Annotated in this window: 15 protein-coding genes and 1 other RNA gene; 3 read left to right on the plus strand and 13 right to left on the minus strand. The window is 34.5% G+C overall.

Annotated features, from left to right (window positions below; genetic code table 11):
- Positions 1 to 33: 33 nt before the first annotated feature.
- The 3 genes from mnmA to cymR are packed head-to-tail and all read right to left on the minus strand — an operon-like array spanning position 34 to position 2723.
- Positions 34 to 1134, minus strand: a complete 1101-nt coding sequence (gene mnmA, locus SPD45_RS11105) for a tRNA 2-thiouridine(34) synthase MnmA (protein ID WP_336267831.1) — start codon at positions 1132 to 1134, stop codon at positions 34 to 36.
- Between the two features lie 11 nt (positions 1135 to 1145).
- Entirely contained in the window at positions 1146 to 2285 is a 1140-nt protein-coding gene (locus SPD45_RS11110) for a cysteine desulfurase family protein (RefSeq protein ID WP_336267832.1), read from the minus strand.
- Between the two features lie 18 nt (positions 2286 to 2303).
- Positions 2304 to 2723 (minus strand): cysteine metabolism transcriptional regulator CymR, encoded by a 420-nt coding sequence (gene cymR, locus SPD45_RS11115; protein ID WP_336267833.1) that lies wholly within the window; start codon positions 2721 to 2723, stop codon positions 2304 to 2306.
- Between the two features lie 146 nt (positions 2724 to 2869).
- On the opposite strand from cymR, the gene SPD45_RS11120 reads away from it, so the two are divergent.
- Together SPD45_RS11120 and SPD45_RS11125 are read left to right on the plus strand one after the other, a co-directional pair.
- Positions 2870 to 4147, plus strand: coding sequence for a replication-associated recombination protein A (locus tag SPD45_RS11120; RefSeq protein ID WP_442962020.1), 1278 nt, complete (start codon positions 2870 to 2872; stop codon positions 4145 to 4147).
- A 67-nt stretch (positions 4148 to 4214) separates the two neighbouring features.
- Positions 4215 to 4868 carry an RsfA family transcriptional regulator gene (locus SPD45_RS11125; RefSeq protein WP_336267834.1) on the plus strand — a complete coding sequence of 218 codons (654 nt, stop codon included), beginning with the start codon at positions 4215 to 4217 and terminating at the stop codon, positions 4866 to 4868.
- Positions 4869 to 4916: 48 nt separating this feature from the next.
- Here SPD45_RS11125 and ssrS read toward each other — a convergent pair.
- From ssrS to SPD45_RS11175, 10 genes are all read right to left on the minus strand, one after another.
- Positions 4917 to 5103: non-coding RNA, 6S RNA (ssrS, locus tag SPD45_RS11130), on the minus strand.
- A gap of 171 nt (positions 5104 to 5274) precedes the next feature.
- Complete coding sequence (gene aspS / locus SPD45_RS11135) at positions 5275 to 7053, minus strand: aspartate--tRNA ligase (protein WP_336267835.1); 1779 nt, start codon at positions 7051 to 7053, stop codon at positions 5275 to 5277.
- Positions 7053 to 8330 (minus strand): histidine--tRNA ligase, encoded by a 1278-nt coding sequence (gene hisS, locus SPD45_RS11140; RefSeq protein WP_336267836.1) that lies wholly within the window; start codon positions 8328 to 8330, stop codon positions 7053 to 7055. The genes aspS and hisS overlap by 1 nt, the downstream gene beginning before the upstream one ends.
- A 314-nt stretch (positions 8331 to 8644) precedes the next feature.
- Positions 8645 to 9109 (minus strand): D-aminoacyl-tRNA deacylase, encoded by a 465-nt coding sequence (gene dtd / locus SPD45_RS11145; protein WP_336267837.1) that lies wholly within the window; start codon positions 9107 to 9109, stop codon positions 8645 to 8647.
- Positions 9110 to 9127: 18 nt separating this feature from the next.
- Positions 9128 to 11338 carry a RelA/SpoT family protein gene (locus SPD45_RS11150; RefSeq protein WP_336267838.1) on the minus strand — a complete coding sequence of 737 codons (2211 nt, stop codon included), beginning with the start codon at positions 11336 to 11338 and terminating at the stop codon, positions 9128 to 9130.
- Positions 11339 to 11558: 220 nt separating this feature from the next.
- On the minus strand, positions 11559 to 12074 hold the full coding sequence (locus SPD45_RS11155) for an adenine phosphoribosyltransferase (RefSeq protein WP_336267839.1): 516 nt from the start codon (positions 12072 to 12074) through the stop codon (positions 11559 to 11561).
- Complete coding sequence (gene recJ, locus SPD45_RS11160; protein ID WP_336267841.1) at positions 12071 to 14374, minus strand: single-stranded-DNA-specific exonuclease RecJ; 2304 nt, start codon at positions 14372 to 14374, stop codon at positions 12071 to 12073. Before recJ ends, SPD45_RS11155 begins: the two co-directional genes overlap by 4 nt.
- A 33-nt stretch (positions 14375 to 14407) precedes the next feature.
- A complete protein-coding gene (locus SPD45_RS11165) occupies positions 14408 to 14734 on the minus strand; it encodes a LapA family protein (protein WP_336267842.1) in 327 nt (108 codons plus the stop codon).
- Positions 14735 to 14755: 21 nt separating this feature from the next.
- A complete protein-coding gene (gene secDF, locus SPD45_RS11170; RefSeq protein WP_336267843.1) occupies positions 14756 to 17017 on the minus strand; it encodes a protein translocase subunit SecDF in 2262 nt (753 codons plus the stop codon).
- Between the two features lie 32 nt (positions 17018 to 17049).
- Complete coding sequence (locus SPD45_RS11175; protein WP_336267844.1) at positions 17050 to 17346, minus strand: post-transcriptional regulator; 297 nt, start codon at positions 17344 to 17346, stop codon at positions 17050 to 17052.
- Positions 17347 to 17455: 109 nt separating this feature from the next.
- Between SPD45_RS11175 and spoVB the strand changes: the two genes are divergently transcribed.
- Positions 17456 to 18982, plus strand: coding sequence for a stage V sporulation protein B (spoVB, locus tag SPD45_RS11180; RefSeq protein ID WP_336267845.1), 1527 nt, complete (start codon positions 17456 to 17458; stop codon positions 18980 to 18982).
- Positions 18983 to 18985 lie beyond the last annotated feature (3 nt).

Consider the following 18985-nt stretch of genomic DNA (forward strand, 5'->3'; position numbering starts at 1 on the left):
ATGCCCATTTTGTAAAAGAACATAGTCTCGCTTTTATCCTACATATTGTAATTTTTCTTCGTTTCTAAAAATTTCATCGATCGTGCCGCCACCTAAACAAACCTCTCCATCATAGAAAACAACCGCCTGTCCAGGTGTAATAGCACGTTGTGATTCATGAAAATTAACTAAGGTAGACCCATCGTCTTGCACCTTCACTGTTACATCACTATCTTTTTGACGATACCGGAATTTCGCCGTACAAGTAAATGTGTCATCTACTTCATTAATCCAGTTCACATTCGTTGCAATTAGTTGATCTGAATATAAATATTCACTATCATCACCTTGGGCAACATATAAAATATTCTCTTTTAAGTTTTTCCCCACAACAAACCAAGGGTCACCAGAACCACCTATCCCTAACCCATGTCGTTGCCCGATTGTATAATACATTAAGCCATCATGGGTTCCTTTTTCAATATGGTCCATCGTCATCATCTTCCCAGGGTTTGCTGGTAAATATTCACTTAAAAATTGTTTGAAATTTTTCTCACCAATAAAACAAATGCCTGTGCTATCCTTTTTAGTTGCTGTCGCTAAGTTATGTTCCTGTGCAATTTCACGTACTTTTGATTTCGGTAAATGACCGAGTGGAAACATTACTTTTTCTAATACATCACTTGTTAATTGGTTTAGAAAATATGTTTGGTCTTTATTATCATCATTGCCTCGAAGCATTTCCACTTTTCCATCAACATGACGTACTTGTGCATAATGCCCTGTTGCAACATAATCTGCCCCTAATGATAATGCATAATCTAGAAATGCTTTAAATTTAATTTCTTTATTACACATCACATCAGGATTCGGTGTACGGCCTTTTTTATATTCATCTAAAAAGTACGTAAACACTTTATCCCAATATTGCTTTTCAAAGTTGACAGAATAATAAGGTATATTTAATTCGCTCGCTACTTTTGCAACATCTTCATAATCTTCTGTCGCTGTACAAACACCATTATCATCTGTATCATCCCAGTTTTTCATGAATACACCGACGACATCATATCCCTGTTCTTTTAATAAAAGTGCAGCAACAGACGAGTCCACTCCACCGCTCATCCCGAGTACTACTCTTGTTTTTTCTTTCATATAAATCCCCTTTACAACCCTTTTAATTTTTTCACTGTATTGGCAATAATTTTTGCCGCTTCCACCACATTTTCTTCATTATTAGCTGTACCAAAACTAAAACGAAGTGAATTATCCATCCGGTCACTTTTAAATCCATACATTGCTTTTAACACGTGAGATGGTTCAATCGTTCCAGCTGTACATGCGCTTCCACTAGAAGCTGCGACGCCAGATAAATCTAAATTCGTCAATAGACTATCGATTTTTGTACCTGGGAAGCTAATATTAACAATCGTCGGAATACTATTATTTATATCCCCATTCACGTCAAACTCTACTTCTTCTTTCTCTAATGTTTGAATAAATAGTTGACGTAAATGTACGTAATGTGCGTAATTTTCACGACGGTGTGCAGAGGCAATTTTATATGCTTCATGGAAACCAACCGCACCAATTAAATTTTCCGTTCCAGCACGTCGTTTTCTCTCTTGGTCCCCACCAAAAATTTGTGGTTCAATGACAATATCATCATTTTTATATAAAAAACCAATTCCTTTTGGTCCATTCAATTTATGGGCAGATGTCGTTAACAAATCAATTCCCATTTCTTTTACGTCTATATCTACAAGACTGTATGCTTGAACAGCGTCTGTATGGAAATATGCTTGGTGGTCTTTTAATAATTCACCAATTTGCTGGATTGGTTGTATGGCCCCAGTTTCATTGTTCGCTGTCATGACAGATACTAAAATAGTTTGATCTGATAATACTTTTTCAACGTCACGTACATCCACTTGTCCATTTCGATCTACAGGTAAATAAGTGACATGAAACCCTTTACGTTGCAAGTATTTCATAATATTCATAATAGCATGATGTTCTTGAGTAGAAGTAATAATATGACTTCCATTATATTCATTTTCAATAGCTGTGCCGATAATCGCTAAATTATTTGCTTCCGTCCCACCACTAGTAAAAATGATTTCCCGTTCTTCTGCATTTATACTATCCGCTAAGAACTTCCGCGCATCATCTAAAAACTTTCTTGATTTTCTACCGTATCCATGAACACTTGATGGATTTCCAAATGACTCTTTTTCCACTTCATACATTTTCTTTAATACATTTTCATGTACTGGAGTTGTTGCAGCGTGGTCAAGGTATATCATGGCCTCATCTTCCCTTCCTTAAATGTAAAACATATATTCTTTTTGTTGTTCTTGATCATCATTTTTGATTAAATCTTCTAATGTCGTCGTATCAAGGACATCTTTTACAACATCACGAATTTGCATCCATAATGCTTGTTGTGCAGCTTCTTCTTCTTCAATCCCCTCAACAGGTGTGATAGGACCTTCTAATACACGAATAATATCCCCTGCTGTAATTTCGTGAGGAACTTTTGCTAATACATACCCTCCATAAGCGCCACGAACACTTTTTACAAGTCCTGCATTACGAAGCGGTGCGGCTAACTGCTCTAAATAATGAGCAGATAAACCTTTATCTTCCGCAATTGATTTTAGAGAAATTGGACCTGCCCCATATTTTCTCGCTAATTCTATCATTACCGTTAGTCCATAACGGCCTTTCGTTGAAATTTTCATGTAAAGCACCTCTTTGTTTTCATTCCGAATTTACTTAAAAAAATCGTTATTAAAAATAATTATAACATGAACAGTCTTGTTCTTGCATTTTAACACATTCACTACTACGCTTAATATAATTATGATTCAAAAAAGGACGATGTATAATGAAAGAAACGTTAGCAGTTCGTATGAGACCAAATCATATTGATGAAATAATTGGGCAAGAACATTTAGTTGGTGACGGAAAAATTATCCGTCGAATGGTTGATGCCAATCAAGTGGCATCGATGATTTTATATGGACCACCTGGAACAGGAAAAACGTCGATGGCATATGCTATTGCAAAAAGTACTAACATTCCTATCCGTAGCTTAAATGCTGTTACAAATAAAAAGAAAGATATGGAAATTGTCGTAGAAGAAGCAAAAATGATGGGACAAGTGATGCTCATCTTAGATGAAGTTCATCGACTAGATAAAGGGAAACAAGATTTTTTGCTTCCTCATTTAGAAAGTAATTTAATTACAATGATTGGTTGTACAACGAGTAATCCATATCATGCGATTAATCCTGCAATTCGAAGTCGGTGCCATTTATTTGAATTAAAACCGCTAGAAATTGAACAAATTAAAGTTGCTATCGATCGTGTTTTACACGATAAGGAATGTGGTTATGGCGATGTAAATGTCTTAATAGATAATGAAGCTTTAGATCATTTTGCATATAGTACAAATGGAGATTTACGTGCTGTTTTAAATGGAATTGAACTTGCGGTAAGTTCTACACCAAAAGATGCATCAGGCACTATACACATTACTTTGGAAGATGCGGAACAATGTATGCAAAAGAAAAGCTTTTCCCACGACAAAAGTGGAGATGCACATTATGATGTATTGTCTGCTTTTCAAAAGTCCATTCGTGGTAGTGATGTAAATGCAGCACTTCACTATTTAGGAAGATTAGTCGAAGCGGGTGACCTCGATAGTATTGCTAGAAGAATGATTGTCATTGCATACGAAGATATTGGACTAGCAAATCCACAAGCAGGACCTAGAGCGATTTCAGCAGTTGAAGCAGCAGAACGTATCGGTTTTCCAGAAGCACGTATTCCATTAAGTGTTGCAGTGGTAGAGTTAGCTTTGTCCCCTAAATCCAATACAGCATATAAGGCATTAGATGCCGCTTTACACGATATACGTACAATGAATACGGGGGATGTTCCAAAACATTTAAAAGATAGTCATTATGCAGGCGCAGAAAAACTTGGACGAGGGATCGATTATAAATATCCACATAATTATGATGGAGGGTGGATATTACAACAATATTTACCAAATAATATTAAACATAAATTGTATTATGAACCGAAAGACTCTAGCAAATTTGAATCGGCATTAAAGCAAATTTATACGAACATAACAAAAAAACAAAAAGATGTATAAATGTATATTTTCCCATCTAGTTGGTCATACTAACGAACAAGAATGGTAGATAAATGAGGTGGGAAAAATGACAAAAATAAGACAAGATGCATGGTCACATGAAGATGATTTACTATTAGCTGAAACCGTCTTACGTCATATTCGTGATGGAAGTACGCAATTAAATGCATTTGATGAAGTTGGAGACATTTTAAATCGCACGTCTGCTGCGTGTGGATTTCGTTGGAATGCAGAAGTTCGCTCAAAATATGTCGATGCAATAGAACTAGCAAAAAGACAACGAAAAGAAAAGAAGCGACAAATGGCTGTTCAATTAAAAAAGCGACCGGTGCTACATGAAGAAATTATACAGGATGTATCTAATCATCCGCATATACAGCCATTACAGCTTGAGGAAAATCAACTTACGATGCATGAAGTCATACAGTTTTTACAACAATATGCAAGTAGACAAATAGATACAAATAGTTTACAAACAAAACTAGCATCATTAGAAGAGGAAAATAAACGTTTGAAAGATACGTTACTGTCGACCGAGCAAATGTTAGAGAAAACGAATAAAAAATTAAAAATTGTTGAAGAAGATTATCAAACATTTATTCAAATTATGGACCGTGCTAGAAAACTAACTGTACTCGAAGATGATGTAGATATGCAATCCCCTACGTTTAAAATGGACAAGAACGGTAATTTACAACAAATTTCCGATCAAACTAATTAAAAATAACCTTCTCCATAAGTTTGGGGAAGGTTATTCTCATTTTACATCATTACACCCAACTATGCCGTTTCACATATACATTTTGATCCCGCATAATGGCAGGTGGGTGTCTGATTTAATACAAAATCATTCACGAACGTCTAAGTAAGGATGATATGGCTGTATTAAAATACATAACTCCCAATGTATAGGTGTTCGGTCAAAATGGTCTGTTCCACGTACATCTTAGGAATAATGATTTACCTTATTTAAAGAATAACATATGTAAGCGCTTTACGCAACTATGATTATGAAATTTTTACGAGATCACATTAACATACTGTTAGTAGCTTACTTTGGAATACATTCGTTAAAAAAACAGCAAGCACGTCTTACAAAATAGACGCCACTTGCTGTTTCATTATTTTTATTCTTCGTCGCCCTCAACTAAGGATTGGATAGATAATTCTTCTAATTGATCTTCACTAACTGCGCTTGGTGCTTCTGTTAGTAAGTCCGATGCAGATGCTGTTTTCGGGAATAAAATAACATCACGAATGTTTGTTGTATTAGATAATAACATCACAAGACGGTCTAAACCTAATGCAATACCTCCATGTGGTGGAGCACCAAACTGTAATGCATCTAATAAAAAGCCAAATTGTTCTTGTGCACTTTCTTCTGTGAATCCTAATGCTTCAAACATTTTATCTTGTACCGTTTTTTCGTGAATACGAATAGAACCTCCTCCTAATTCATATCCATTTAAAACAATATCGTACGCATTTGCGCGAGCCTCTTCAGGGCTTGTCGTTAATTTTTCAACATCCTCTTTTACAGGAGATGTGAATGGATGGTGAGCCGCTGTAAATCTTTTTGTATCTTGGTCATATTCAAATAATGGCCAATCTACTACCCATAAGAAATTAAACTTCGACTCATCGATTAATTCTAGCTGTTTCGCTAATTTTAATCGTAAATGACCTAAAGCATCTTGTACGACTGTTTTCGTATCTGCTCCAAATAATAATAAATCGCCATCAGCTACATTTGCAAGTTCATAAATTTTTTCTTTTTCATCATCAGAGAAAAACTTAGCAATCGGTCCAGTAAAGTCACCATCTGCAACTTTGATCCACGCTAATCCTTTTGCACCATATGTTTTAACATAATCCGTTAATTCACCATCGATATCTTTACGAGTAAATTTATCTGCATGACCTTTTACGTTTAATAAATTTACAATTCCACCACTATTAGCTGGTCCACTGAATACTTTAAAGCTACTATCTTTTACAACTTCGGTTACATCAATTAACTCCATTTCAAATCGTGTATCTGGTTTATCTGAACCGAAACGACGCATCGCTTCTTCATGTGGCATACGTAAGAAAGGTGTTTCAATATCTAAGTTCAATACATCTTTCATTACCTTTCTCATCATTTCTTCTGTCATCGTCATAATTTCGTCGCTTGATAAAAATGCTGTCTCGATGTCAACTTGTGTAAATTCAGGTTGTCTATCTGCACGTAGGTCTTCATCACGGAAACAACGAGCAATTTGGTAATAACGTTCAAAACCACTCATCATAATTAACTGTTTAAACAATTGTGGTGATTGTGGTAATGCATAAAATTCACCCGGATGTACACGCGAAGGAACTAAATAGTCACGTGCCCCTTCTGGTGTACTTTTCGTTAAAATTGGTGTTTCCATTTCTAGAAAATCTTGCTCGTTTAAATAGTTACGAATCGCTTGTGTTGCTTTATGACGAATACGGAATGTATGCTGCATATCTTCACGACGTAAGTCAATATAACGGTGTTTTAAACGTAAATCTTCTGATACATCTTGTGCTTCATGAATTAAGAATGGTAAGTTCTTTGATTTATTTAAAATATTAATGTTTGCAACTGTTACTTCAATTGTTCCCGTTGCTATATTTGGATTTACTGTTTCTTCATCACGTTTAATTACTTTACCTTCAATTTCAATAACATATTCACTACGTAATGTTTCTGCAATAGCTAAAGCCTCTTTTGAATAATTTGGATTAAACACGATTTGCACAATTCCAGAAGCATCTCGTAAATCTATGAAGATTAACTCTCCTAAATCACGTCGACGGTGTACCCATCCTTTTAAAACAACGTTTTCTCCTACATGTTGTTCTGTTAATAAGCCTGCTTTTTGTCTTTCAGTCATTACTTTTCTCCTCCAAATATAGTTTGCAATTTTTGTTCTAATTGATCGATCACTACTTCTTCCTGTTCACCTGTAGCCATTGAACGTAATTGAATGACATTTCGTTCTAATTCTTCTTCCCCTAATACGAGGACATATTTTGCACCTAAACGGTCTGCGTGTTTAAATTGCCCTTTCATTTTACGTTGTTGGTAATCCTTATCAATTTGGAATCCAGCTTCACGTAAATTTTGGACAATACGAACTGCTTCCACATCTACATCGCCCATCGTTACTAAAAATAAATCAATATCTTCATTAATAGGTAATGTAATGTTTTCTGCTTCTAATGCAAGCTGTAATCGTTCAAGGCCCATTCCAAAACCGATACCTGGTGTGCTAGGACCGCCTAATTCTTCTGCTAAACCATTGTAACGACCACCACCAAGTAGTGTCGTAATTGCTCCAAAACCTTCTGCATCACTCATTATTTCAAATGCCGTATGGTTATAATAATCTAAGCCACGAACGAGTGTTGGATCAACAACATAAGGAATGTTCATCGTGTCTAAATAAAGTTTTACTTTTTCAAAATAAGTAGTAGATTCTTCATTTAAATATTCTAATACGGAAGGGGCTGTTGCCATTGCTGGGTGTTCCATATCCTTTTTACAATCCAAAATACGCAGTGGATTTTTTTCTAAGCGACTGTTACAATCTGCACATAACTCTCCCATATGTGGTTTAAAGTGTTCAATTAACGCATTTCTATGGGCAATACGACTATCTGTATCCCCTAAACTGTTAATGACGAGTTTAATGTTTTTTAAACCGAATTTTTTATATGCTGTCATCGCAAGTGCAATAACCTCCGCATCTACACTTGGATCAGCACTACCTAATACTTCTACACCAAATTGGTTCAGTTGGCGCATTCTTCCTGCCTGTGGTCGTTCATATCGAAACATTTGCGCAAAATAATACAGTTTAGTCGGTTGGATTGGGGAACCATACATTTTATTTTGTACGTACGCTCGAACAACCGGTGCCGTTCCCTCTGGACGTAATGTGATACTTCGACCACCACGATCATCGAATGTATACATTTCTTTTTGAACGATATCTGTCGTATCCCCTACTCCACGTTGGAACACTTCTGTATGTTCAAACAATGGAGTACGAATTTCTTCATAATTAAAATTTGCACTAATTTCACGTAATACTTTTTCTACATATTGCCATCTTACTGTTTGCTCTGGTAATAAGTCTACCGTTCCTCTCGGAGCACTTAAAGCCATAGATGAAAACCTCCTTTTAAAAATAAAATCTCGCCCCTTTATTCCACTATCAATACGGAATAAAGGGACGAGATATACCCGCGTTGCCACCCTAAATTAATGTTTCTACATTCACTTTCACAGTTAACGCCTGTTTTACGTCAATTAAAGAATCCTCTTGGACTGTCTTTCATTAGGCATTTCATGTGAAAATAGTTTCAACCTTGCTATTTTCTCTCTGTTCATGATGACACTAACTACTTCGTTCCTTCATCGGATAATATTATTCATTTTATCGTTTTTATCATAAGTTTATTTTTTCATTTTGTCAAGAATTAACTAGGGTCCACAATAATCCCTTCTTCTGTTTCGACTATGATTGTAACTGGTCCATCATTTGTTAAGGATACATCCATCATTGCACCAAATTCTCCTGTTTCTACATGTATACCTTCTTTTCGTAATGCATCATTGAATCGTTCGTACAATCGCATCGCTTCGTCTGGATGCATTGATTTTGTGAAACTCGGACGACGACCTTTACGAATATTGGCATATAATGTGAACTGTGATATAGATAGCACACTACCTTCCACATCTAATAAAGAGCGATTCATTTTTCCTTCTTCATCTTCAAAAATACGTAAATGAACAATTTTTTGTACAATAGCTTGGACATCTTTTTCCGTATCATTTTCTCCTACACCGAGTAAGATGACAAAGCCGTGATGAATTTGTCCAACGATGTTCTTTTTTACTTCTACCTTTGCATATTTACTTCGTTGTACAACTGCTCTCAACTGACATAACTCCTTTATTTAATGTACTGTTCGTGTTACTGCGTAAATATCTTTCACTTGCTTAATTTTATCAACAACATAGTGTAAGTGATCTGTATTTTTAATTAAAACAGTCATATGAATATGAGCAATTTTATTTTTATCTGCACGTCCACTTACAGAAGAAATTTGTGTATTCGTTTCGTTTACGACTTGTAAAATTTCATTTAGTAAGCCGTGACGGTCATAACCAGAAATTTCGAGGTCTAAATAATAATCTTTCGAAAACGTATTTGTATTGCGCCAACGTACTTCTAGCATGCGGTCCTTCGCTTCATCTGTTTGTACATTCGGGCAGTCTGTGCGGTGAACAGATACACCACGACCTTTCGTAATATAGCCGACAATATCATCATTTGGCACTGGATTACAACATCTAGATAAACGGACTAATATGTTGTCAATCCCTTCAACGATCACACCTGAATCGGATTTACCAATTGGCGCAGCCTTTTCCTGCATTACTTTATTTACTTCTTCAGTGGAAGATTCTAATTGCTGTTCTTCTAACTCTTTTTCTTTACGTAATTTATCTGTTAAACGTGTCACAATTAAAGATCCTGTAATACCTTGATAACCAACTGCGGCATATAAGTCTTCTTCATTTTGGAAGTTAAACTTTTCACAAACACGTCGAATATTTTCTTCTGTTAACACTTCTTTTGTTGTAAATCCAAGTTCTTTAATTCCTTTTTCTACTTCTTCTTTTCCTTTTTCAATATTTTCTTCTTTACTCTGCTTTTTAAAATATTGTTTTATTTTACTTTTTGCTTGTGAAGATTGCGTTAGTTTTAACCAATCTTGGGATGGGCCATAAGAATGTCTAGATGTAATAATTTCTACAATGTCCCCATTTTTTAATTTATAATCTAATGGCTCCATTTTCCCATTCACTCGTGCTCCAACTGTTTTATTTCCAATTTCAGTATGAATTCGATAAGCAAAGTCTAAAGGAATAGATCCAGATGGTAATTCTATGACATCACCTTTTGGGGTAAATACATAAACCATATCAGAGAATAAATCTACCTTTAGTGACTCAACAAATTCTTCTGCATCATGTGTATCTTGTTGCCAATCTAAAATCTCTCTAAACCATGTTAACTTTTCGGCAAAGCTCGATTTATTTTGATGAATTTGTTTTCCTTCTTTATAAGCCCAATGTGCAGCAATACCATATTCTGCAATTTCATGCATTTCTTTCGTTCGAATTTGCACTTCTAATGGTTCACCCTCTGGACCAATTACTGTCGTGTGAAGGGACTGATACAGATTCGGCTTCGGCATTGCTATATAATCTTTAAAGCGTCCAGGCATCGGTTTCCAATACGTATGAATAATTCCTAAAACTGCATAACAATCTTTAATACTGTCAACAATTATTCGGACAGCTAATAAGTCGTAAATTTCATTGAAAGCGACACCTTGTGCTTGCATTTTCCGATAAATACTATAAATATGTTTTGGACGTCCAGAAATTTCTGCTTCAATACGAACATTTGCTAATTCATTGGCTATTTCATCAATGATTTCATCGATATATGATTCACGTTGATCACGTTTTTGTCGCATTAATTGTACAATTCGATAATATTCTTGTGGATTTAAATACCTTAACGCTGTATCTTCCAACTCCCATTTAATCGTCGACATTCCGAGTCGATGTGCTAATGGGGCGAAAATTTCTAATGTCTCATTTGAGATACGTCGTTGTTTTTCGTTTGGCAAATGTTTTAATGTACGCATATTATGTAATCGGTCTGCCAATTTTATTAAAATAACACGAATGTCCTTCGCCATTGCTACGAACATTTTCCGATGGTTTTCCGCCTGTTGTGCTTCTTTAGATTTATATTTAATTTTTCCTAGTTTTGTAACGCCGTCTACAAGCATTGCAACTTCATCATTAAATGCTTCCGCGATTTCTTCTTTTGTTACATCCGTATCTTCTACCACATCATGTAAAAATCCACCTGCTACTGTTTCAGGGTCCATATCTAAATCGACTAATATCCCTGCAACTTGCACAGGGTGGATAATATACGGTTCGCCTGATTTACGATATTGGCCTTCATGTGCATCTTTGGCGAATTCGTAAGCACGGTAAATAAATAGAACATCATCGTCGGATAAATACTGCTCTGCTTTTTGAACAATATCGTCAATCGTTACTATTTTATCTTTTGACATGGCTATCACCTAAATTTCATCTAAGTTATGGGGCCGATCTATATATGTTTGTGCATAAATTGTACATGTAAAAGTTATAAAAACACGAATAGCTTAGTTAAATTAGTCGTTGAGATATGCACTACAAGCATATTCGTGTTTCAAATAATATTTATGATGTTGTGAACCTAATCAAAAGATTTGTAACTTTTACTTACTACATATAGTTGATGTGATCGGTTTATTCGTATCGCATTAATGTTAATACATCATAATTTTCTAACTTGCTCATACCGTCTAAATATGCTAATTCAATTAAAAATGCACATCCTACAACGACACCACCAAGTTGTTCAATTAATTTTATCGTTGCTTCTATTGTACCACCAGTTGCTAATAAGTCATCTGTAATTAATATACGTTGTCCAGGTTTGATTGCATCTTTATGCATTGTTAAAACATTTTCTCCATATTCTAAACCGTAATCGACTTTAATAACTTCACGTGGTAATTTACCTTCTTTACGCACTGGAACAAAACCTATCCCTAATTTATAAGCGACAGGACAACCGATAATAAAGCCTCTCGCTTCCGGTCCTACGATTAAATCAATTTCTTTTTGTTCGGCATATTTAGCAATCTCATCTACTGCATATGTATAAGCTTCTCCATTTGCCATCAGTGGTGTAATATCTTTAAACTCTACCCCTTCTATCGGCCAATCTTGTACAATTGCAACATGTTCTTTTAAGTTCATAATGTTACTTCCTCTCTGTTTTCCTGTTCTTCGTGCATCAATGGCAAAAACCATGATTTTAATTCATTATAGTTTGAATAATATAGCGTGCGTTCAATCTCACTTTGTTGTAATTGAAATTGATAAGTTCGTGATTTGTCTAATGCTGTTTTTTCCACGTCCTGATTTATATACACTAAATCATTTTCTACACGGATAAATTTTAAGTCAAAAAAGACTTTTAACATAAATATCGCTTTTTCTTTTGACCATTTTTGCTGATAAATAATTTTTGGTAAATCTGATTTCAAATGTACAGGTTCTTGTTGAAGTAAGAAACTATACATCCGTTTAAATTCATCACGCGTTGGAATAGATTGTAAAAATGCATCTTCTGTCGCTTCAAAGCATAAATGAATTGCTTTTGGTTGGGCATGTCTTACAATCTCCTGTAACACGATTAAATCATGTGGTAAATCATAAATATATAAACAATCTACCTTTTCTATAGTAGAAGGTGTTACTTCATACGTAATTGTTTGGACATTAGCATAATGGGCAAACTGTTGCATCGTTTCATTTTCATATACGACAATCAAATTTGAATCATAATGATTAAAAAAAGGAACGATGTTTTTTTCCGATCGTTTTCCACGATAATCAAATAATTGCCATTCATGAATCGCCATATCTTCCATAAATATTTGAACTGTTTTTATGCCGTTCCATTCATTTATTTGTAATTTCCCTACGATATCGATAGGGGTTTTTTCCGCTATAAAATGAAATAGCTCCCCTTTCGAAAAGGCAATCACATCTAATACACCAGAGTCTTTTTTAAATTGTAACTTTAAATGCTTATTATCTTGGCCAATTTGGCGTACTTGAGACGGAATCCCTCGTACATGTAAAATTGGTTCTTCATTATTCATTCCAAAAGGGGCTAATGCATTAATTTGCTGCACTAAATTTTCTGTTAGTGCATTGATGGAAACAGATGCATCAATACGAATTTGTCGCTTAAAATCCTCTTTATCTAATAAGGAATAAATACGTTCATGTAAAAATTGTTTAATCTCATTAAGATTCTCCATCGGGAACGTCATACCAGCAGCTTGTGCATGTCCCCCAAACGCAGTAAATAAATGTTTGATTTCCATACAATTTTCAAATAAATCAAACGCACCAATACTCCGTGCAGATCCTTTTAATTCATTGGTATCTTGTTTATGTGTCAACATAATGACTGGACGATCAAACTTTTGTACGAGCCTTGAAGCTGCAATCCCTAATACACCTTCATGCCAGTTTTCGTCATACAATATAATAACACCGTCATCGGTATTTACTTTACCTTCCGCCTGCTGCACAATTTTTTCTACAATTTGTTGTCTTTCTTTATTTAGTGCTTCTATTTCTTCTGCTAAAAATTGCGCTTCTTCTTCATCTTCCGTTAATAAAAGTTGTACAGCTAATGTTGCATTATCCAAACGTCCCACAGCATTAATTCGTGGCGCTATCATAAAGCCAATGTCTTTTTCAGAAATTTCTTCTCCTAGATTGGCGATTTTCTTTAACGTTTGAAGCCCAATGTTGTCAGTTTTTGCTAATTGTTTTAAACCATATGTAACAAGTACACGGTTTTCATCTACTAATGGAACAAGATCCGCAACCGTACCAATTGCAACTAAATCTAGCCATTCGGTTGGCATATAGTCTAATAGATGATAGGCAAATTGAAATGCAACCCCTACACCTGCTAAGTATTTGCATGAATATGCTGGTGATAATTTCGGGTGAATAATTGCTAATGCATCAGGAATTTCATCTTGTACTTCATGATGATCAGTAATAATAACATCCATGCCAAGACTTTTAATATAAGCAACTTCTTCTACATTTGCAATTCCATTGTCAACCGTAATGATTAAAGATGCTCCTTCATTTGCCATATAGTCAATCGCAACATTATTTAGACCATATCCTTCTAGAAATCTATTTGGAATATAATAATCACATTTTGCATCCAATGCTTGTAATGTTTTCATTAATACGGTTGTTGACGTAACACCATCTGCATCATAGTCACCATAAACGAAAATCTTTTCACCATTTTCAATCGCCGAAAACACTCGTTCTTTTGCTTCATCAATATCATTGAATTGGCTCGGATCAGAAATCTGATCCAAGCTCGGATATAAAAATTGTTGTCTCTCTGATTCAGTTGTAATACCACGACGTTGTAATAGTATATCTATAATCGACAAATCAACATCATCATCTACTGTTTCGACGATCCAATTCGCCTTACTCTTTAACATATATTCACTCCTTGCTTTTCAGAGTAAAGACAATTACTTTAAGTCTTCATCATGTAATGAGTGGACAGATGTTTCCTCTTTAAGGTCTGTCGTAACCTCAATAATATCTTGTCCATTTCTCATTTGTAGTTGTGCCTCTAATTCCTTCATTTGTTTTTTGAGTTGAAAATATTTTTTACTTGCGACCATCATCATAAGTAAGCCACCAAGTAAAACAGAAAATAAAATAACAAAAATTAACGGAGATGAACCACTCCAAAATAAATAATTTACTTCTACTTCATCAATATTTAAAACAGCAAATACGGAAATAATAATTGTAAAGACAATTGCTAAAATAACATATGTTTGTCCTTTCACGATCCTATCACCTCTGCCTTATTATACTTGCGGACCTTCAATACGCTTTTTCTTTCTGAAATCGATTGGTTTTTCTTTTAAGTTTCTGCCTCGTAATAAAAACCATAATTGGGAAGCTAAAAATAAAGATGAGTATGATCCAGCAATTAACCCGACAACTAATGCAATCGCAAATCCTGAAATTGATTCAGCACCTAAAACTAAGAAAGATAATACAGCAATTAAAGTTGTCATCGTCGTATTAAAACTACGCATAAATGTTTGAATTAAACTATCATTAATAATTTTTGCCAATTCATCTTTTGACTTAATTAATTTGTTTTTCGCACGTATATTTTCCCGAATTCTATCGAATACAACAATCGTATTATTAATCGAATACCCAACAATCGTTAAAATTGCGGCGACAATTGTAACGTCAAATTCAATTTGGAAAATACTAAATATAACGAGCATGAAAAAGACATCATGCAGTAAAGCTGCAATTGCTGTAATCGAGAAATAAAACTCGAAACGCATCGTAACATATATAATCATTCCAATTGCGGCAATAGCTAATGCTTTAACTGCATTTTTCACCAGTTCTTGTCCGACAATTGGAGAAACAACACTTACACTTGGCTCGTGTCCATACTTGTCCATGAAGTAATTTTTCACTTCATTTATCTTTTCTTTATTTAATACGGAATCATATCGTACAACTGCTATTTCACCATTTTCTCCAGATGTAACGATTGATTTAGCTTCTAAATCTAACTCTTTCATCGCATCCTCTATTGACGCTGTCGTAATTGTTTCATCGGATAAAATTTCTACACGTGAACCACTTGTAAAATCAATTCCCGGATTTAATTGCAAGAACGATAAAGATGCAATACCGATTATTATTAATGAAATCGTCAAAGTGAAAATCTTTTTACGATGTTTCACAATATCGACACGACGATTAAAGATAGTTGGTTCTACTTCTTTGTTTTTACTAATATCTTCAATATCGTTTTTCTTAACACCGAACCAGCCTTTACGTTTCGTTAAGAAACCACTTTGGATCCATAAACTTAATAATAATCTTGTACCGAATACTGCTGTTAAGAAACTAATTAAAATACTAACAATTAACATCGTTGCGAATCCTTTAACAGAACTCGTGCCAAATATAAATAGAACTGCTGCAGCTAATAATGTCGTAATATTCGCATCTAAAATAGTAACGAGCGAGTTTTTTCCTCCTGCTTTAAAGGAAGCAACAACAGATTTACCTGCACGTAATTCTTCCTTAATTCGTTCAAATGTTAAGACGTTTGCATCAACAGCCATACCGACACCGAGAATCAATGCTGCAATACCTGGTAATGTTAATACTCCATTCATTAATTGAAACACTAATAAAATTAGAAAAACATAGATTGTAATATTGATTCCAGCAATGAATCCTGGAAAACGATACGTGAAAATCATATATAAGAAAATAATTGCAATCCCAATGATTCCTGCAAATACCGTTTCATTCAAAGCTTGTTCACCAAATTGTGCGCCGACAGATGTAGAATATAATTCTGTCATTTGTACAGGCAGTGAACCGGAATTGATAATATCAGCAAGTCTTTGTGCTTCTTCTACCGTAAAATCTCCTTCAATTTGTACATTAGTTGTGTTTAATGTACTAGATACTGCAGGTGCCGAAATATATTTTGGTCCAGCTTTTCCTACCTCATCTAAAAATGCATCTTCCCCCTCATCAAAGTCCATCCAAATGACGAGTAGATTTTGTCCTGTGCCCATATTTTTAATCGTTGTCGTTACATCAGCAAATTTCTCCGCATCTTTTAATTGTAATGTAACAATTGGTTGATTCGTATCTTGGTGAAAATCTTGTTTTGCACTACCTTCCTTAATATCGGAACCAGACAGATGTTCTTTATCATTAATATCTCTAAACGATAATCTTGCTGAAGTCGATAACATTTCCCGTGCCTCTTCTTGGTTATCAACACCAGCTAATTGCACACGAATTCGATCTTCCCCTTCAATGGCAATAACTGTTTCACTAATCCCTAATCGATTTACACGGTCATTTAATGTTTGGACCGTTCCTTCAAGTAGGGATCGATCTACCTTTTGATTTTCATCAATTGGTTCAACCTCATAGAGGATTTCAAATCCACCTTGCAAGTCTAATCCTAAGTTAATTTTTTTACTAATATCTGTTACAGTCGTTCCAATAATCGACATAAATGCTACGACGATAATGAGAAACGCTATAATTCTACTTCTTTTTTTCATGCATTCATTTCCTCTCTTTAGGTAAGCTTCGTTTACGGTTGTTCATTGTTTGTAACTGCTTGAATCGATGCCATTAAATCACTATCATCTACTTTCAATGCATTTACTGTAATGAAATTCATGTACGTACTTGCTGGAAGATGAAAAATATCTTGAATAATTTCATGTAAATATTTTTCCGGATTCTTTTTCCATATTGTTTCCATTAAACAACGCCATAACTCATCCACGGTTATTTCGTTATACCCAATTAGTCTAAATTCAGATTCTTTACTTTTCAATGCTGGATAGACATGTTTTTTCCATTCACGTACATGTTTTCTTTCCATCGATAAACCCCTTTCTATGAAATCGATAATTTATGTCATTTATGTAAGGTTATAGAGCATATATATGATTATAATCGTATTTCTTCCTAATAGAAAGAAAGGTGAGGTTGTGACAAAACAATCTTTTCTTTATGGCACAATTGTATTAATTGTTGCTAGTATGTTGACAAGGTTCCTCGGTTTTATAAACCGAATGATTACAGCAAGATTAATGGGCGAAGAAGGAATTGGGCTATATATGTTAGTAATGCCCACACTGTTTCTCCTTTTAACTCTAACGCAAATTGGCTTGCCATTAGCAATCTCTAAAAACATTGCAGAGGCTTATGCAAAAAACGACGAAGGTCGCATCAGAAAAATAATGACATATGCTTTCATTATTATAACATGTACGAGCATATTTTTTACTGTTTCACTCATACTTTTTGCACCGACCATTGCAACGTATTTATTAACTGATGAACGAACAGAATATTTATTATACGCATTGGCCCCGGCTATTCCAGTTATCGCATTTTCTTCATTATTTAAAGGATATTTTCAAGGGTTGCAAAATATGAAACCACAAAGCATCGGCTTAGTGATTGAACAAATCGTTCGTATCGGTTTCGTATATGTTGCTATCCACTATTTTATCCAGTTTGGCATTGTACATGCTGCAGTTAGTGCAGTAGTGTCGATTACAATTGGCGAAATTGCTTCATTCTTATTTCTTTATTATCAATATAAAAAAAATCGACTAAAGAAAAAACAAGCAAACCAATCATCACATATATTAAGTAGTTTATTGACAATTGCCTTACCACATACGACGAGTAAATTAGTTCAATCATTTTCTAATTTTTTAGAACCTATTTTCGTGACAAAAAGCTTAAAAATAGCTGGCTATAGTACAATTGATGCAACGAAACAATATGGAGAATTAACTGGCTTTGTTATGCCGCTTTTGTTTTTGCCAACATTTATTACAAATTCTATCTCTGTAGCATTATTACCATCTGTCTCCATGCTGCAAACACGAAATGAGCAAAAAGTATTGTTTGAACGAATGGAACAAGCAATTCGCTTTTCATTTTTATCTGGTGCTGTTGCAACCATCATTTTCATATTGTTTGCCAATACTATTTTAACATATATATATGGTACAAGTAATGCAAGTCTATTTGTAAAAATGATGGCACCATTTTTTCTATGTCTTTATATACATACACCGTTACAAACGATTCTTATTTCATTAAATTATGCTCGGGAGGTGATGTGGAATAATATTTTAGGAGCAATTGTGAAATTTTCTATTTTAATTATGTTTACGTCACATCCGACATTTGGAATTTATGGTGTCGTCATCGCTCTTAACATGTATGTTCTCTTTGTTATGTGTTTACATTTTTTACTGTTGTATCGTCGAACTAAATTTTTTCCTCCCTTAAAAAATGTGTTCCGTTTAGTTTTACTGTTTATTAGCACATATGCGGTAGCATATATATTGAAAATGTATATAATCATTGACGGAATCCTTATATTTATCATTTTATTATGTATGATTGTTCTTTTATATATTTTCTTTATTTTTCTTTTTCGCTGTATTACAAAAGAGGAATTTGTACAATTTAAAAATATTTTATGGAAAAAATAACAT

The sequence above is a fragment of the Pseudogracilibacillus sp. SO10305 genome (assembly GCF_037072005.1).
Taxonomy (GTDB): domain Bacteria; phylum Bacillota; class Bacilli; order Bacillales; family Amphibacillaceae; genus Pseudogracilibacillus; species Pseudogracilibacillus intestinigallinarum.

Coding starts and splice junctions, on each gene's coding strand:
- SPD45_RS11150 (WP_336267838.1), bottom strand. CDS start 11,338: ATGTCAAAAGATAAAATAGTAACGATTGACGATATTGTTCAAAAAGCA.
- mnmA (WP_336267831.1), bottom strand. CDS start 1,134: ATGAAAGAAAAAACAAGAGTAGTACTCGGGATGAGCGGTGGAGTGGAC.
- aspS (WP_336267835.1), bottom strand. CDS start 7,053: ATGACTGAAAGACAAAAAGCAGGCTTATTAACAGAACAACATGTAGGA.
- SPD45_RS11175 (WP_336267844.1), bottom strand. CDS start 17,346: ATGGAAAGAAAACATGTACGTGAATGGAAAAAACATGTCTATCCAGCA.
- SPD45_RS11125 (WP_336267834.1), top strand. CDS start 4,215: ATGACAAAAATAAGACAAGATGCATGGTCACATGAAGATGATTTACTA.
- hisS (WP_336267836.1), bottom strand. CDS start 8,330: ATGGCTTTAAGTGCTCCGAGAGGAACGGTAGACTTATTACCAGAGCAA.
- SPD45_RS11120 (WP_442962020.1), top strand. CDS start 2,870: ATGAAAGAAACGTTAGCAGTTCGTATGAGACCAAATCATATTGATGAA.
- SPD45_RS11110 (WP_336267832.1), bottom strand. CDS start 2,285: ATGATATACCTTGACCACGCTGCAACAACTCCAGTACATGAAAATGTA.
- recJ (WP_336267841.1), bottom strand. CDS start 14,374: ATGTTAAAGAGTAAGGCGAATTGGATCGTCGAAACAGTAGATGATGAT.
- SPD45_RS11155 (WP_336267839.1), bottom strand. CDS start 12,074: ATGAACTTAAAAGAACATGTTGCAATTGTACAAGATTGGCCGATAGAA.
- cymR (WP_336267833.1), bottom strand. CDS start 2,723: ATGAAAATTTCAACGAAAGGCCGTTATGGACTAACGGTAATGATAGAA.
- secDF (WP_336267843.1), bottom strand. CDS start 17,017: ATGAAAAAAAGAAGTAGAATTATAGCGTTTCTCATTATCGTCGTAGCA.